General features: G+C 61.0%; 12 protein-coding genes. 8 read left to right on the top strand and 4 right to left on the bottom strand.

Annotation, left to right across the window (positions count from 1 at the left end; translation table 11 throughout):
- Positions 1–34: 34 nt before the first annotated feature.
- Positions 35–397 (bottom strand): response regulator, encoded by a 363-nt coding sequence (locus ACYAR8_RS01480; protein ID WP_108121940.1) that lies wholly within the window; start codon positions 395–397, stop codon positions 35–37.
- Positions 398–666: 269 nt separating this feature from the next.
- On the opposite strand from ACYAR8_RS01480, the gene ACYAR8_RS01475 reads away from it, so the two are divergent.
- The 5 genes from ACYAR8_RS01475 to ACYAR8_RS01455 all read left to right on the top strand — a co-directional run bounded on the left by ACYAR8_RS01475 (position 667) and on the right by ACYAR8_RS01455 (position 8,364).
- Positions 667–4,176 carry a response regulator gene (locus ACYAR8_RS01475; RefSeq protein ID WP_463578854.1) on the top strand — a complete coding sequence of 1,170 codons (3,510 nt, stop codon included), beginning with the start codon at positions 667–669 and terminating at the stop codon, positions 4,174–4,176.
- Positions 4,177–4,225: 49 nt separating this feature from the next.
- Positions 4,226–5,047, top strand: a complete 822-nt coding sequence (locus ACYAR8_RS01470) for a CheR family methyltransferase (RefSeq protein WP_463578853.1) — start codon at positions 4,226–4,228, stop codon at positions 5,045–5,047.
- Positions 5,044–5,661, top strand: coding sequence for a chemotaxis protein CheB (locus tag ACYAR8_RS01465; protein ID WP_074885448.1), 618 nt, complete (start codon positions 5,044–5,046; stop codon positions 5,659–5,661). Before ACYAR8_RS01470 ends, ACYAR8_RS01465 begins: the two co-directional genes overlap by 4 nt.
- Complete coding sequence (locus tag ACYAR8_RS01460; RefSeq protein WP_074885446.1) at positions 5,655–6,836, top strand: hybrid sensor histidine kinase/response regulator; 1,182 nt, start codon at positions 5,655–5,657, stop codon at positions 6,834–6,836. The genes ACYAR8_RS01465 and ACYAR8_RS01460 overlap by 7 nt, the downstream gene beginning before the upstream one ends.
- A gap of 1,150 nt (positions 6,837–7,986) precedes the next feature.
- The gene (locus ACYAR8_RS01455; RefSeq protein ID WP_074885442.1) at positions 7,987–8,364 is read left to right on the top strand and encodes a response regulator; all 378 of its coding nucleotides are present in this window, start codon (positions 7,987–7,989) and stop codon (positions 8,362–8,364) included.
- A 70-nt stretch (positions 8,365–8,434) separates the two neighbouring features.
- On the opposite strand, the gene ACYAR8_RS01450 is transcribed toward ACYAR8_RS01455, so the two are convergent.
- The gene (locus ACYAR8_RS01450) at positions 8,435–10,465 is read right to left on the bottom strand and encodes a response regulator (RefSeq protein WP_108121948.1); all 2,031 of its coding nucleotides are present in this window, start codon (positions 10,463–10,465) and stop codon (positions 8,435–8,437) included.
- Positions 10,462–11,946, bottom strand: a complete 1,485-nt coding sequence (locus ACYAR8_RS01445; protein ID WP_463578852.1) for an ATPase domain-containing protein — start codon at positions 11,944–11,946, stop codon at positions 10,462–10,464. The genes ACYAR8_RS01450 and ACYAR8_RS01445 overlap by 4 nt, the downstream gene beginning before the upstream one ends.
- A 285-nt stretch (positions 11,947–12,231) precedes the next feature.
- On the opposite strand from ACYAR8_RS01445, the gene ACYAR8_RS01440 reads away from it, so the two are divergent.
- Complete coding sequence (locus ACYAR8_RS01440) at positions 12,232–13,044, top strand: crotonase/enoyl-CoA hydratase family protein (RefSeq protein ID WP_463578851.1); 813 nt, start codon at positions 12,232–12,234, stop codon at positions 13,042–13,044.
- 89 nt (positions 13,045–13,133) lie between these two features.
- On the top strand, positions 13,134–14,000 hold the full coding sequence (nudC, locus tag ACYAR8_RS01435) for an NAD(+) diphosphatase (protein WP_463578850.1): 867 nt from the start codon (positions 13,134–13,136) through the stop codon (positions 13,998–14,000).
- Here the strand turns inward: nudC and ACYAR8_RS01430 are convergent.
- On the bottom strand, positions 13,962–14,735 hold the full coding sequence (locus ACYAR8_RS01430) for a TSUP family transporter (RefSeq protein WP_074885429.1): 774 nt from the start codon (positions 14,733–14,735) through the stop codon (positions 13,962–13,964). The two genes, nudC and ACYAR8_RS01430, sit on opposite strands and share 39 nt — an antisense overlap.
- 547 nt (positions 14,736–15,282) lie before the next feature.
- Here ACYAR8_RS01430 and ACYAR8_RS01425 point away from each other — a divergent pair.
- Positions 15,283–16,227 carry a DNA/RNA non-specific endonuclease gene (locus ACYAR8_RS01425; protein WP_463578849.1) on the top strand — a complete coding sequence of 315 codons (945 nt, stop codon included), beginning with the start codon at positions 15,283–15,285 and terminating at the stop codon, positions 16,225–16,227.
- The last annotated feature ends 26 nt before the right edge of the window (positions 16,228–16,253 follow it).

The raw sequence follows: 16,253 nt of genomic DNA, 5'->3' as shown, positions 1-16,253 counted from the left end.
CAGCACATGGATCGGGGATCGCTGCGCCAGGTGCTCAGTTGCCAAGAATGCTGTTTACCTTGTCGCGAAGCTGGTCGATGGAAAACGGCTTGCCGATATTGTGCATGCCCTCTGGGACATCAACGGAGTCCGCGTAGCCACTGGCAAACAGCACCGGAATGTCCTGGCGGATCTCACGCGCCTTTATGGCGAGATCTTTGCCGTTCATGTCGGGCAGGCCCAGGTCGGTCATCATCAGGTCGATGGTCTGGTCGGCGTTGTGCAGAACCGCGAGGGCCTCGCCGGCGTCGGCGGCTTCCAGCACGGTGTACTCAAGCTCCTCGAGGACGTCGACGATCAACATCCTGACGATGTTGTCATCTTCGACCACCAGAATCGTGCGGGGTGAATCGGACATGGCAAGTTCCTTAATTGGGCAGGGAGCGCATCGCACGGCGTAGGGTTTTCAGCGTTTCGCCGGGGGGCGCAATTGTGCCAAGTTCTGAGCCGCAACAACATGATTCAATTGAGTGTAGTGGCTTTTTGGTTGCACTCAAATGTACAGTTCGGGCCTGATCGTTCTCTATCTAATGTCAGAAAATTCAATCTTCTACGTCATATGCTGGAGTTGTTGCCGAGGTTTGCGGCAAACTCCGTCGTTTAGACGAGTCCGCCTGAGCCCTTGCGATGATCACCAACTCTGCAGTCGACGAGCAACGTTTCCGCAAACTGTTAAGCCGCAACGTTAGTTTACCTTTGGCCGTCGGCGTGCTGAGTGCGGCCTTCTTCGTCATTCTGATCTCCTACCTGTTGTCGGCCATTCAGTGGGTCGAACACACCGATCGGGTCATCAACAATCTGAATCGCTCGCTCAAGCTCTCGGTGGACATGGAAACCGGGATGCGCGGCTTCCTGCTGACCGGCGATGAGCGTTTCCTCGATCCCTACGAAGTGGCCAAGCCGGCCATCATGAGCGAACTCCAAGGCCTTGAAGAACTGGTCGTCGATAACCCCGAGCAGGTCGACCGCTTCAAGCGACTGGCGGCGCTGCAGTCATCATGGAACGACTTTGCCCAGGAGATGATTAACCTGCGGCGCACCGGTGGCGACTATCAGACACCGATCAAGGACCGTCGCGGCAAGCGCCTGGCCGACGAGATGCGTGACCAATACGAACAGGCGGCAAACGTCGAGCATCAGTTGCGGCTGACACGCAACACCGACGTAACCCACACCACGGTGATGTCGGTCTCGCTGTACGTCGCTTTCATTCTGATCGTCAGCGGGATTCTCGCCTGGGTCGGGCGTCGGGACATGACCACGCTGTCCGACACTTACGCCGCCAACCTCAGGGCGCAACAGCTGGACGCCGAGCGCTTGTCCCACGTCGCCTGGCTGCGCAACGGTCAGAGTGAACTGGCCGAGCAGGTCATCGGCCAGCTCACCCTCAACCTGCTGGGCCGCAACGTGCTGGATTTCTTCGCCCAATACCTGGGCGCGGTGGTGGCGGCGGTGTACGTGCGCCAGGAGCACGGCGGTCTGGTGCGCGTGGCTTCCTATGGTTTCTCCCGCGAGCAGGAGCAGCACGAGCAGTCGATCTACAGCGGTGAAGGCGTGGTCGGCAAGGCGGCCGAGCAGGATCAGATCATCACGCTGGATAACGTCCCGCAAGACTACTTCAAGGTCACTTCCGGATTGGGCGAGGGCTCACCGCGCAGCGTTGTGGTGGTGCCCACCAGCAATGATGACCACGTCAACGGCGTGATCGAACTGGGCTTCCTCCGCGAGCTGACGCCCCGCGACCTGGAGTTTCTTGAACTGGTAGCCGAGAACGTCGGCACGTCCATCGAGGCGGCGCGCTACCGTCAACGCTTGCAGGAAGTGCTCGCCGAAACCCAGCAGCTCAACGAAGAGCTTCAGGTGCAGCAGGAAGAACTGCGCACCGCCAACGAAGAACTGGAGGAGCAGTCCAGGATTCTCAAGGAGTCCCAGGCGTACCTGGAAACCCAGCAGGCGGAGCTTGAGCAGACCAACGAGCAGTTGGCCGAGCAGGGCAAGGCGCTGGCTGATCAGCGTGATGCACTGGACCGTAATAACGAAGAACTGCACATCGCGCAGATTGAGCTGGAAGCCCGCGCCGACGAACTGCAACGCTCCAGCAAGTACAAATCCGAGTTCCTTGCCAACATGTCCCACGAGCTGCGCACGCCGCTGAACAGCTCGTTGATTCTGGCCAAGCTGCTGGCGGAAAACCCGCAGGACAACCTCTCCGAAGAACAGGTCAAGTTCGCTGAATCGATCTATTCGGCCGGCAATGACTTGCTCAACCTGATCAATGACATCCTGGACATCTCCAAAGTCGAAGCCGGCAAGCTCGACATGCGACCGGAAAACAGCAGCGTCAGCCGTTTGGTTGAAGGCCTGCGCATGACTTTCCAGCCGCTGGCGTCCGAAAAGAAGCTGGAATTCTCGGTGGAGATTCAATCCGGCACGCCTGTGTCGCTGTACACCGATCGCCAGCGCCTGGAGCAGATCCTCAAGAACCTGCTGTCCAACGCCGTCAAGTTTACCGAAAGCGGCACCGTCAGCCTGACGGTTTCCCGTCAGCCCGGCGAAGGCGTGGCCTTCACCGTGCGCGACTCCGGAATCGGCATCGCGCAAGAGCAGCAAGAGAGCATTTTCGAAGCGTTCCGTCAGGCCGACGGCACCACCAATCGCCGTTACGGCGGCACGGGTCTAGGGCTGTCGATCTCCCGCGATCTGGCGCGCCTGCTCGGCGGTTCGATCAGCGTGACCAGCGCGCCGGGGCAGGGCAGTATCTTCACCCTGGTTCTGCCGGAAGAGTACGTCGAAGTCGAGCCTTCCCAGTACGCCGACGACCCGGTGGTTGCCGTGCAGCCTGCGCCCGTAGCGGCCCGCATCACGCCGCCGGCGCCAGTCGCCGCCAAGGCTGCGCCGCCCGCAGTGCCGATTCCGCGCTTCGCTGACGACCGCGACAAGGCGCCGTTCAGCAACCGCTGCATTCTGGTGATCGAAGACGAAGTGCGCTTTGCCCACATCCTCTACGACCTGGCCCACGAACTGGGCTACAACTGCCTGGTGGCCCACGCCGCTGACGAAGGCTTCGACCTGGCCTCTTCGTTTATCCCGGATGCCGTCCTGCTGGATATGCGCCTGCCGGACCATTCCGGTCTGACCGTGCTGCAACGTCTGAAAGAGCTGCCGAGCACCCGGCACATCCCGGTGCACGTGATTTCCGTCGAAGACCGTCAGGAAGCCGCGCTGCAAATGGGCGCCATCGGCTACGCCGTCAAGCCGACCACCCGCGAAGAGCTCAAGGACGTGTTCGCCCGGCTGGAGGCCAAACTCACGCAGAAGGTCAAGCGCATCCTGCTGGTCGAAGACGACGCCTTGCAGCGTGACAGCATCGCGCGGCTGATCGGTGACGACGACATCGAGATCACCGCCGTCGGCTTCGCTCAGGATGCCCTTGATCTGCTGCGCGACAATGCCTACGACTGCATGATCATCGACCTGAAACTGCCAGACATGCTCGGCAACGAGCTGCTCAAACGCATGTCCATCGACGAGATCTGCGCGTTCCCGCCGGTCATCGTCTACACCGGGCGCAACCTGACCCGGGACGAAGAAGCCGAGCTGCTCAAGTACTCGCGCACCATCATCATCAAGGGCGCGCGCTCTCCGGAACGCCTGCTCGATGAGGTCACGCTGTTCCTGCACAAGGTCGAGTCGCAGCTGTCGAACGAGCGCCAGAAGATGCTCAAGACCGCGCGCAGTCGCGACCGGGTGTTCGAAGGGCGCAAGATCCTGGTGGTCGACGACGACGTGCGCAACATCTTCGCCCTGACCAGCGCGCTGGAGCACAAAGGCGCCATCGTTGAGGTGGGGCGTAATGGCCTGGAAGCGATCGAGAAGCTCAACACCGTCGAGGACATCGATCTGGTGCTGATGGACGTGATGATGCCGGAAATGGACGGCTACGAAGCCACCATCGAGATCCGCAAGAACCCGCGCTGGCGCAAGCTGCCGATCATTGCCGTGACGGCTAAAGCGATGAAGGACGATCAGGATCGCTGTCTGCAGGCCGGTTCCAACGACTACCTGGCCAAGCCGATTGACCTGGACCGGCTGTTCTCGCTGATTCGCGTGTGGCTGCCGAAGATGGAACGTATCTGAATGAACCGGATCAATTGACCGCCTTTTAGCCCGATCCCGAGTGTTGCCGATGCCCCAAGAACGAGACGCTGATATCGAGTTGCGCTTGCTGATCGAAGCCATCTACTTGAAGTACAGCTACGATTTTCGCGATTACTCGGGGGCGTCGGTGAAACGACGGGTCGCCCACGCGTTGCGTCAGTTTGAACTGAAGACCATTTCGGCGTTGCAGGAGCGGGTGCTGCATGACCCTTCGGCGTTCATGCAGCTGCTGCAATTCCTGACGATCCCGGTCAGCGAAATGTTCCGCGACCCGACGCACTTCTTGGCGATCCGCGAAGAAGTCGTGCCGCTGCTCAAGACCTACCCGTCGGTGAAAATCTGGATTGCCGGGTGCAGCACGGGCGAAGAGGTTTACTCGATGGCGATCCTGCTGCGCGAGGAAGGGCTGCTTGAGCGCACCATCATCTACGCCACCGACATCAATCCCCGTTCCCTGGAAAAGGCCAAGCAAGGCATCTTTTCGATGGAGAACATGCGTGGCTATAACGAGAACTACCTGAAGGCCGGCGGCAAGCGGCTGTTTTCGGAGTACTACACGGCCGCCTACGATTACGCGATTTTCGACAAGACCCTGCGCGAGAACGTCACCTTCGCCGATCATAGTCTGGCAACGGATAGCGTGTTCTCCGAGACTCAGTTGATCTCCTGCCGCAACGTGCTTATCTATTTCAACAAGAAGTTGCAGGACCGCGCATTCGGCTTGTTTCACGAATCCCTGTGCCATCGCGGCTTTCTCGTGCTCGGCAGCAAGGAAACCCTGGACTTCTCGGGGTACAAGAACAAGTTCGACCCCTTGGTCAAACTCGAGCGGATCTACCGCAAATCATGAGAACGTCTTTTCCCGGCAGCACCCCGGAGCAGCCCGCGTTGCCGGCGGTGGACGCGATTGTGGTCGGCGCCTCCGCCGGTGGTGTCGAAGCGCTGCTGAAAATTTTCCGCACGCTGCCCAAGCGCTATCGGCTGCCCATCCTGGCCGTACTGCACGTGCCGGAACAGCGCCGCAGTCAGCTGGCCGAGGTCTTTGCCGTCAACCTGGCGATACCGGTCAAGGAAGCGGACGATAAAGAGACCATCGAGCCTGGCACGCTGTATTTCGCCGCGCCGGGGTATCACCTGTCGATCGAGAACGATTTCAGCCTGTCGCTGAGTCAGGAGGAGCGGGTGCATCATTCGCGTCCGAGCATCGACATCCTGTTCGAATCGGCGGCCGACGCCTATGGCAAACGCTTGGCTGGGGTGTTGCTGACCGGTGCAAACAGCGATGGCGCGCGCGGCATTGCTCGAATCAAGGAGTACGGTGGTCTCACCGTGGTCCAGGACCCGGCCCAGGCGCTCGCGCGGGCCATGCCCGAAGCGGCGCTTGCCCTTCACACGCCGGATTTTCTATTGCCTTTGCCCGACATCGGGTCCTTGCTTGTCGAGCTGGAACGAATTGCATGCTGAGTGAAATCAAAGCCAAACTGCTGATCGTGGATGATCTGCCGGAGAACCTGCTCGCGCTTGAAGCGTTGATCAAGCGTGAGGACCGTCAGGTGTTCAAGGCGTTGTCTGCGGATGAGGCGTTGTCGTTGCTGCTCGAACACGAGTTTGCGATGGCGATTCTCGACGTGCAGATGCCAGGGATGAACGGCTTCGAACTCGCCGAGCTGATGCGCGGTACCGAGAAGACCAAGAACATCCCGATTGTGTTCGTCAGTGCGGCCGGGCGAGAGCTCAATTACGCGTTCAAGGGTTATGAAAGCGGTGCCGTGGATTTCCTGCACAAGCCCCTCGATATTCATGCGGTGAAGAGCAAGGTCAACGTGTTCGTCGACCTGTATCGCCAGCGCAAGGTCCTGAAGCAGCAACTCGATGAGCTCGAACGCAGCCGCGCGGAACAGGAAGCCCTGATGCAGGAGCTGAAGTCGACCCAGAGCGAGCTAGAGCGTGCGATCCGCATGCGCGATGACTTCATGTCGATCGTCTCCCACGAGGTGCGCACGCCGCTCAATGGCCTGATTCTCGAAACACAGCTGCGCAAGCTGCATTTGGCCAAGGACAACGCTTCGGCGTTCACCATGGAAAAACTCAGGGCCATGGTCGACCGCGATGAGCGGCAGATTCAGAGCCTGATCCGGCTGATCGAGGACATGCTCGATGTGTCGCGGATCCGGACCGGCAAGCTGTCGATCCGTACCAGCCCTTTTGATTTGTCGGAGTTGGTGGTCAATCTGGTGGAAAGCTATTCCGCGCAGATCGCCGCCGCCGGCAGCGCGGTGACGTTGCAGGCTAAGACGCCAGTGATTGGTGTGTGGGATGAGTTTCGTATCGAGCAGGTGGTGGCGAATCTGTTGACCAATGCTTTGCGCTACGGCGCGCACAAGCCGATCGAGTTGCGGGTGTACAGCGAGGCTGGCGAGGCGCGGGTGGAGGTGCGCGATCACGGGATCGGGATCAGCGCGGAAAACCAGAAGCGCATTTTCCAGCAGTTCGAGCGGGTTGCGGCGAGTCATGCGGTGGCGGGGCTTGGCCTCGGGCTGTTTATTTCTGACCAGATCGTGGCCGCTCATGGCGGGCGGATCAGTGTCGAGAGCGAGGAAGGGGCGGGGTCGATGTTTCGGGTATCGCTGCCGCTCTGATTGGCGGCGATGCTTGTTACGCCAACATCAAAAGCGTCTGCCTGGGGGCAGACTGTTTCGCCTTCGGCGACTTACTTTTGAAAAGCACCAAAAGTAAGCAAAAGTGCCTGCTCCTGGTTAGGCCCTTCCTTCGTCAGGGTTCCTTCACTCCGGTCCCGCTCCGTGGGCCCGCGCCGAACGGACATCCCTGTCCTGACGGCGCTCTCGCCGCATCCATGCGGCTCGGCCCACTGCGCGAGACCTGCGTTCAGCCTGCACCCAAGTCGCGATTTGTGTCGTCTGGACTTTTTGCGTACGAAGATCAAAAGCAAAGCAGAGCAGATCAAAGGCTTCCCGGCTAAAGCCGGTCCTACTGGGTGTATGCGGTGCCGTGCTGTTCTGATCGTTCCCACGCTCCGCTTGGGAATGCCGCCCCGGACGCTCCGCGTCCCGAAGGCGATACGCATTCAGGCCTGGGGAGGTGACGCGGAGCGTCACGGGATGAATTCCCACGCGGAGCGTGGGAACGATCATCACGCGGGAGCACGCGGTCCAATCGTAGGACCGGCTTTAGCCGGGAAGCCTTTGATCTGCGGTTGATCTTGATCTTCATACACAAATATCTCAGACGACGACAATCGCGACTTGGGTGCAGGCTGAACGGAGCGAGACCGGAGTGAGGGAACCCCGAGGAACGAGGGGCCCAACCACGATCATCATCCACTGACACACCGCGCATCCCGTAGGACCGGCTTCAGCCGGGAAGCTACTGGTTTTGCTTTTGCTTTTGCTTTTGCTGTTGATCTTCTACGCGGTAGTCCATACACCACAAAACGCGACTTGGGTGCAGGCCGAACGCAGACGACGCGCAGTGGGCCGAGCGGCATGGATGCCGCGAGAGCGCCGTCAGGACATGGATGTCCGTTCGGCGCGGGCCCACGGAGCGTCGTCGGAGTGAGGGAACCCGACGAAGTCGGGCCCAACCAGGAGCAGGCACCCTTGGTTACTTGGGGTGCTTTTCCAAGTAACTCGCCGAAGGCGAAACAGGAGGCCGTTAGGCCGACCCATCCCAGCCGCACACGTCATCAATCAAATAACTCATCAACCTGCGCAACCTCCAGCGCGGGCCATGGTCGTAATGGCAGCTATCTATAAGATCAAAGGCGTTCAAATGAGCTCTGATGCAGAAAATGTCGTACTCATCGTCGAAGACGAGCCGCTCATTCTGATGCTGCTGTCCGATTACCTGTCGGGCGAAGGCTATCGGGTGTTGCAGGCGGAGAACGGTGAGCAGGCATTCGAAATTCTTGCCACCAAACCCCACCTCGATTTGATGATCACCGATTACCGCCTCCCCGGCGGGGTGTCTGGCGTGATGATCGCCGAGCCCGCCGTCAAGCTGCGACCGGAGCTCAAGGTCATCTTCATCAGTGGCTACCCGGCAGAGATCGTTGACTGCGGCAGCCCGATCACCAAAAAGGCGCCGATTCTCGCCAAGCCGTTCACCATGGAAACGCTGCATTCGCAGATTCAAACCCTGCTCAACTGATTTCCTCCACCCTGAGCAACAAAAACAACAAAGCCGGCAATCGCCGGCTTTTGTGTCTGCAGCGCCTGCCTCAGCCCTCGATCATCTCCCGCACCTTGGCCGTCAATTGGTCAAAGGCAAACGGTTTGGTGATCATCTGCATACCTTCTTCAAGGAACCCCGAGCGGGCGCTGGCGTTTTCCGCGTAGCCGGTGATGAACAGCACTTTCAGATCCGAGCGCAACTGCCGACCAATGTCGGCCAGCTGACGCCCATTCATGCCCGGCAGGCCGACGTCGCTGATCATCAGGTCAATGCGCTGGCCCGATTCCAGGATCGGAATCGCCCCGGCGGCATCACCCGCTTCCACGTACGCGTAACCCAGTTCGCTCAGCACCTGGCTGACCAGTGCGCGCACGGCCGGATCGTCCTCAACCAATAGAATGGTTTCGCCTTCACGGGCCTGGGCCGTGTCGTTGGGCAGGGCCGGGTCATCTTGCTGCGCCGCCCCGTGGTAACGCGGGAGAAACAGCTGGACGGTTGTGCCGTCGCCAACCTGGCTCTCGATGGCGACGTGCCCGTGGGATTGCTTGACGAAGCCGTAGATCATGGACAAACCGAGACCGGTACCCTGGCCGATCGGCTTGGTGGTGAAAAACGGATCGAATGCCCGGCCAATGACGGTTTCCGGCATTCCGCAGCCCGTGTCGCGCACGCTGAGCACCACGTAGTCACCCGGCAGGAGATTCTCGTAAGCGTTGGTGAAATCGCGGTCGAGGCGGCGGTTGAAGGTCTCGATCATCAGCATGCCGCCATCGGGCATGGCGTCGCGAGCGTTGAGCACCAGGTTGAGCAGGGCGCTTTCGAGCTGGTTCGGGTCGGCCTCGGCGGTCCACAATTCCGGGTCCAGGCACATGTCGAGACGGATGCTCTCGTTGACGCTGCGGTTCAGCAGTTCGCCCATGGAGTTGACAAGGTCATTCATCAAGACCGGCTTGGCGTCCAGCGACTGGCGCCGCGAGAACGCCAGCAAACGGTGGGTCAGGGCGGCGGCGCGATTGGCCGAGGTAACGCCCAGGTCGATCAGGCCATCCAGGTCGTCGGTGCGGCCCCGAGCGATGCGTCGTCTCAGCAGTTCGAGGCTGCCGATGATACCGGTCAGCATGTTGTTGAAATCATGGGCGATACCCCCGGTGAGCTGGCCCACTGCTTCCATCTTCTGCGACTGACGCAGGACTTCTTCATTGTGGCGCAGCTGGGAGGTGCGTTCCTCGACTTGCTGCTCCAGGGTTTCGTTGAGCTGGCGCAGCTGCTGTTCGGCCAGCTTGCGCTCGGTGATGTCCGAGGTCACGCCGGACAGCAGGGTGACCCGGCCATCGCGCGCGCGGATCGCCCGGGCTCGAATATCGACCCAATGCACCGAGCCGTCCGGCCAGACGTTGCGAAACTCGATGATGAAATCGGCGCCGCTGTCCACGGTGTGCTGCAACACCGACTGCATGCGGGGCTGGTCTTCAGCATGCACCGCACCCAGCCATTCGTGGTAGGAGAGCGTGTCGCGCTCGTCCCGGCCAAAGTGCGCTTTGGTGATGTCCGAGCAATCGAGGCCGAGGAACTCGGTGTCCAGCTGCCAGGAACCCAGTCGTCCGGCTTTGAGCGCATGCTGCAGGCGCTGCTCGCTTTCCTGCAATTGCTCGAGGCGGCTGCGGGCTTCGTACTGTCGTCGGCGGCCGCGCACGGCGGTGCTCACCAGGCTGATGAGCGTGGCCGGGTGGAACGGCCGCTCCAGAAACGTGACGTTACCGAGCATCTTGCCCAGGTGGGCTGAAGGGTTCTGTTTGGGGCCGCCGTGATGGGTCAGCAACACGATGGGGAAGTCCGACCAGGCCGGCTGATTGGCCAGCAAGCTGAGCAGCGGGTTGATGTCAGCGCCGCGCAAGGCCTCATCGGCGATGATCGCCAGACCGGCACCGGACATCAGCTCATTGCACAGCTGCCCGAGGTCGGGGGTGATGATCGCCGGGTAGCCGGCTTCCTGCAGCATGGTCGACGCGATCAGGCTGTCGCGTCCGAGAGGGGCCAGGATAATGGCCCGTTCCGATAACTGTCCCGGAGTGCTCACGCGTCGGTGTCCCGCAGCAGCGGATTGTTATCACCGAGATATTGAGGGATGCCTCGCAGCACGCCCTGGAAGGCTTCCAGCGGTTCGCCGATGGTCATGCCGGACGAACTGATGCGGTATTCACGAATAGTTGACTCATGGGTGCCTGTGCGTTTTTTGATGACAGAAATGGCCCGACGGACCTGACCCAGCGCCTCGAAATAACGCAGCAGGATCACTGAGTCGGCGAGGTAGGTGATGTCCACCGGGGTCTGCATGTCGCCGACCAGGCCGTGCTGGGCGACGGTCATGAACGTGGAGGCGCCATGACGATTGAGGTAGAGCAGCAATTCGTGCACATGCAAGACCAGCGCGTTCTCTTCAGGCATCGCGGCCTGGTAGCCGTTGAGGCTGTCGATCACGACGGTCTGGATGCCCAGTTCGTCCACACAGCGGCGAACGCGGTGGGCAAACTCGCCGGGGGACAATTCAGCGGCGTCGACTTGCTGGATGAGCAGATTGCCAGTCTCCTCAAGTGCGCGAAGATCAATGCCCAGTTTGCTCATCCGGCTGTACAGCAGCCCGAGTTCTTCATCAAAGATAAACAGCGCCGCTTTCTCGCCACGCTCGACCGCCGCTGCGGCGAACTTCAAAGCGATCAACGATTTGCCGGTGCCCGCAGGCCCCAGAATCACGGTGCTGGAACCGCTGTCCAGTCCACCACCGAGCAGCGCGTCGACTTCCTTGATGCCGCTGCTGAGCTGGCGACTGACATGCCCGGCACGGTGCTCGGCCGCCACCAGGCGCGGAAACACCTGAATACCGTCGTCCATGATGTTGAAGTCATGATAGCCGCCGCGGTACTTCTGACCGCGGTACTTCACCACCCGCAGGCGACGGCGCTCGGCGCCATAAGTTGGCGTGAGCCCTTCAAGGCGAATCACGCCGTGGGCAACGCTGTGGACGGTTTTGTCCAGGGATTCGGTGGTGAGGTCGTCGAGCAGTACGACGGTTGTGTCGTAGCGCGCGAAGTAATGCTTGATCGCCAGGATCTGCCGGCGATAACGCAACGAGCTTTGCGCCAGCAGGCGGATTTCCGAGAGGCTGTCGATGATCACCCGCGAAGGTTTGACCTGCTCGACAATTTCGAAAATCTGCTTGGTCGCCTCGCCCAGTTCAAGGTCCGAGGAATACAGCAAACTCTGCTGATGAGCAGCGTTCAACAAATCTTCAGGGGGTGTCAGTTCGAACACCGAGATGTTTTCGTCCAGCTCCCAGCCGTGGGAGCGGGCGCCGTCGCGCAATTCGCGCTCGGTTTCAGACAGCGTGATGTACAGACCACGTTCGCCCGCCGCTGCGCCTGCCAGCAGAAACTGCAGCGCGACGGTGGTTTTGCCGGTGCCGGGCTCTCCTTCCAGGAGAAACACGTGACTGCGCGAAAGGCCACCCGCAAGGATGTCATCCAGGCCCACGATACCGGTTGCCGCTTTTGATGTAGTCAAGAATCGCCCTCTTGCGACCTGAGAAAAGGTCGGGCGCCGGAACAGGCCGGCTACCCAGGCAGACATGGCCGGGAACCCCGATTACATGCAGCCATCACTCTGGACCGTTACCGGCTGGGAGCGTTCAGTTTATTGCGGGCCGACCGACGGCTTTGCGAGACGGGGGGCAGCAGATTCGAGGTCCGGCAAATGGCGCAACCGTGGCCTGCGGGCGCACAGATTGACTTGCTATGATTCGGCGTCAAGGAATAAACCCCCATATGGCCCATAAAAGGATCTGAAGCCGTGTCTGACTACAGTGCGTTCAAGGTCGAACTGGCCGACCACATTGCCCACGTGCAAATCAATCGTCCGGAGAAAATCAACGCGATGAACGCCGCGTTCTGGCAGGAGATCATCGAGATTTTCCGTTGGGTCGACGACACTGACGACGTTCGGGTGGTGGTGCTCAGTGGCGCGGGCAAACACTTCTCTTCCGGCATCGACCTGACGCTGCTCGCGTCGGTGGCCAGCGAGCTGGGCAAGGACGTGGGCCGCAACGCTCGCCTGCTGCGGCGCAAGATTCTGCAGATGCAGGAATCCTTCAGCGTAGTCGACCGTTGCAGTAAACCGGTGCTTGCCGCCATTCAGGGCTATTGCATCGGCGGCGCCATCGATCTGATCAGCGCCTGTGACATGCGCTACTCGGCCGACGATGCGATGTTTTCCATTCGTGAAATCGACATGGGCATGGCGGCGGATGTCGGCACTTTGCAGCGCCTGCCGCGATTGATCGGGGACGGCATGATGCGCGAAATGGCCTACACCGGCCGCAACGTCGGCGCCGAAGAAGCGCTGCGCATTGGCTTGGTCAATCGCACGTTCAGCGACCTGCCGCAGTTGCTCGAAGGCGTGTTCGCCATCGCCCGGGACATCGCCGGCAAATCCCCCATCGCCATCAGTGGCAGCAAGCGGATGATCGGCTACATGCGCGATCACAGCGTGGACGATGGCCTCGAATACATTGCCACCTGGAACGCTGCCATGTTGCAATCGGCCGACCTGAAGCTGGCGATGGTGGCTCACCTGAGCAAACAGAAGCCGGTCTTCGACAATTGATTGACCTATTTGAATGCATGACCGCCTGCCGCTTCTGAGCTCTCTATCGAGCTGGGGACGGGCAGCTCGGTGATCAGAGGAGTTGAGGCATGACGCGCCCGAAGCGTTGGACCACCGCCGTACTTGATGTCCAGGCACCCGGCGGTTGGGCTGTGGTTCAGAGTGACCAAGGCTTTTTGAAGGACAGTAACCGCGTGCTGTTCCCGCGCGAATGGCTGAAGCGGCAGGACCTGCCCTTGATGCATGAGCACGGCATTGGCCATTTCGATGGCGAGCCGGTGTACGTACAGACCCTTCGGGATTCGCAGGAGGTGGGTCCGGCCCTGGATTTAGAGGGCTCGCAGTGGCAGACCCTGCGTCAGTTCATGCTCGCCGACGACGCTGATGTTTTCCAGATGCTTGGCTACGCGGCGCAGATCAGCACTTGGGCCCGTGAACACCGTTTTTGTGGCAGTTGCGGGCAACCGGCGCAGCAAGTGCCGGGCGAGCGGGCGATGTATTGCCCGCACTGCAATCTGCGCGCTTACCCGCGGATCTCGCCGAGCATGATCGTGCTGATCACCCGTGGCGATGAAGTGCTGCTGGCGCGCTCGCCGCGTTTTGTGTCGGGTGTCTACAGCACGCTGGCCGGGTTCGCCGAGCCGGGTGAGTCGGCCGAGGACTGTGTACGGCGCGAGGTGATGGAAGAGGTTCAGGTGACGGTCAAGAACATTCAGTACATGGGCAGCCAGTGCTGGCCGTTCCCACACTCGATGATGCTCGGCTTCCACGCGGAATACGACAGGGGCGACATCGTCCCCCAGGCAGACGAAATCGAAGACGCCCAGTGGTTCAGCATCCATGACCTGCCGCCGTTGCCGGCCAGTCGCTCGATTGCGCGCTACCTGATCGACCTGTATCTGGCCCGGCGCTCAGGCTCAGTTGAACCAGTGCTGCCAGGCCAGGCGGACGGTTAAGCCCAGCACCACGGTGATGAAGACAGGGCGGATGAACTTGGCGCCGCCCTTGATCGCGGTTCTGGCGCCCAGAAAGGCCCCGACCATCAGCGCCAGGCCCATCGACAAACCAATGACCCAGTCCACAGACCCGTTGATGGCGAAGATCATCAGCGCGGCGGCGTTGCTGACGAAGTTCATGCTGCGGGCGACGCCGCTGGCTTTCACCAGGTCGACGGGGTACATCAAAAGCGTGCTGACTGTCCAGAACGCTCCGGTGCCGGGACCGGCCACGCCGTCGTAAAAGCCGAGCCCGAGGCCTTGGGGCAACTGCCATTTGGTCTTGATCGGCGCGTTGCTGTCCAGCGGCGCCTTGGGCGTGCCGCCGAACAGCAGGTACAGCCCGCAGCCGAACACGATCACCGGGAGCATCTGGTTCAGCAGTTCGGCCGGCAGATAATGCGCGACCACCGCACCGATCAGCGCCCCCACCGCCGTGCCGATCAGCGCGCGTTTCCATTGCGCCGGGTTAAACAGCTTGCGTCGGTAAAAGGTGTAGCTGGCAGTGGCCGAGCCGAAGGTCGAGCTGAGCTTGTTGGTGCCCAACACCAGATGCGGCGGCAGGCCGGCAGTGAGCAGGGCAGGCGTGGTCAACAGCCCGCCGCCGCCTGCGATGGCGTCGATGAAACCGGCGGCAAAGGCAACGACAGCCAGCACCAGTAGGGTGGTGGGTTCAACGGTGAGTTCGAAAGGCATGGGAAGGCGCTTATCGGGCAGATGGGCAGAATGGCTGCCCGCAAGCGCAGCATTCTACCTGCAAGGCGTGCGGTGTAGTAGGACCGGCTTCAGCCAGGAAGAGGCCAGCCTTGCCAACATTGAATTCGCGGCGTAACCACTGACGCCTTCCCGGCTAAAGCCGGTCCCACAATGAGGCGCCATCGCCAATCCGACTGGATGCGTGGGCTGCAGTTATTGGGACCGGCTTCAGCCGGGAAGAGGCCGGCGTGAACACCCTCAATTTCGCGGTGTGGCGCCGGTCGCCTTCCCGGCTAAAGCCGGTCCTACCATAAAAGCATCACAACACTCTGCAGGAGCCGGCTCCGGATTAGCGCCGGCCATCAATTACGCGGTGTGGCTGCTGATGCCTTCCCGGCTAACGCCGGGCCTGGATTGAGACCCGCATTTGATCCAGCGGCTGTCCGGCCAGCGAGGGTCATGTGATATTCACACTTTGCGGCACATGATCGTGTGCGTTGTATCAGAAGGGCCCGCCAACGGGCCTCATCAATCAAGAGGTAGCAGGATGCCGACACATAACGCTCAGGTGGACCTGGCCCATCGCCCCCGTCTTGCTGATCTTCAGCCCATTACGGCCGCCCCGTCATCCCATGCCACCGCGCTGCGCTCAACCCCGCAAGCGCGGGTCACGCCGGCGCCGGAACTGGAAGGCCGGTCCGGCTACAGCGGCGATTTTCTCGGAGACTTCGTCGTGCCGTGGCCAACGGCGTCATCAGCGGAGGACGTGTTTCCCGTGGGCACTCCGGGCAATCGTCTGGATTACACCCACTTCTCCGTCAGCATGTCCCGGAGTCGGCGCATCGCGCTGTACGTCGGCGTGAACATTGAGGGGGGCAGCAGCGTCGAGATTGTGCGGAGTCAGGACGCCTGGGCCTACGACGGTCGCCTGCCGGTCGAGGCGCAGATTGGCGACGAGCTGTACCGCGACAACCTGCTGGATCGCGGTCATCTGGTTCGCCGCCAAGACCCCAACTGGGGCGCCGAGGCGCAAACCGCCAATCAGGACACTTTCCATTTCACCAACTGCTCGCCGCAGATGTCGGCCTTCAACCAGAAGACCTGGCTGGAGCTCGAAGACTTCATCCTGGGAAACACTCGCCGCTGGAAAGAGCGAGCCACGGTCTTCACCGGACCAGTCCTGCGCAGTGACGACCCGCTGTACCGGGGCGTGCAAATTCCCCGAGCCTTCTGGAAAGTCGTCGCGTTCCTCGGCGATGACGGCAAACCTTCGGCCAGCGCGTACGTCATCGACCAGACCCGCGAGCTGGGCAAGCTGGAACTGATGTTTGGCGCACTGAGGACGTATCGACGCAGCGTTACGCAGATTGAAGCGCTCACCGACATCGGTTTTGGCGAGCTGGCGCGCTATGACGGATTTTCCAATGAAGAGCAGGTCACCGGCACCCGGATCGAGGCACTGATTCAACGGCCGGAGGATATTCGGCTCTAGGTCAATGCGGCGCCTGTGGGGCGACT

The sequence above is a fragment of the Pseudomonas sp. HP_01 genome (assembly GCF_055284355.1).
Note: the sequence above shows the minus strand (reverse complement) of the source record. Positions and strands in the feature narration are given on the sequence as shown.

Excerpts from the sequence above, each read along its gene's own strand:
- ACYAR8_RS01480 (WP_108121940.1), bottom strand. The coding sequence starts at position 397 with ATGTCCGATTCACCCCGCACGATTCTGGTGGTCGAAGATGACAACATC.
- ACYAR8_RS01475 (WP_463578854.1), top strand. The coding sequence starts at position 667 with ATGATCACCAACTCTGCAGTCGACGAGCAACGTTTCCGCAAACTGTTA.
- ACYAR8_RS01470 (WP_463578853.1), top strand. The coding sequence starts at position 4,226 with ATGCCCCAAGAACGAGACGCTGATATCGAGTTGCGCTTGCTGATCGAA.
- ACYAR8_RS01465 (WP_074885448.1), top strand. The coding sequence starts at position 5,044 with ATGAGAACGTCTTTTCCCGGCAGCACCCCGGAGCAGCCCGCGTTGCCG.
- ACYAR8_RS01460 (WP_074885446.1), top strand. The coding sequence starts at position 5,655 with ATGCTGAGTGAAATCAAAGCCAAACTGCTGATCGTGGATGATCTGCCG.
- ACYAR8_RS01455 (WP_074885442.1), top strand. The coding sequence starts at position 7,987 with ATGAGCTCTGATGCAGAAAATGTCGTACTCATCGTCGAAGACGAGCCG.
- nudC (WP_463578850.1), top strand. The coding sequence starts at position 13,134 with ATGACGCGCCCGAAGCGTTGGACCACCGCCGTACTTGATGTCCAGGCA.
- ACYAR8_RS01430 (WP_074885429.1), bottom strand. The coding sequence starts at position 14,735 with ATGCCTTTCGAACTCACCGTTGAACCCACCACCCTACTGGTGCTGGCT.
- ACYAR8_RS01425 (WP_463578849.1), top strand. The coding sequence starts at position 15,283 with ATGCCGACACATAACGCTCAGGTGGACCTGGCCCATCGCCCCCGTCTT.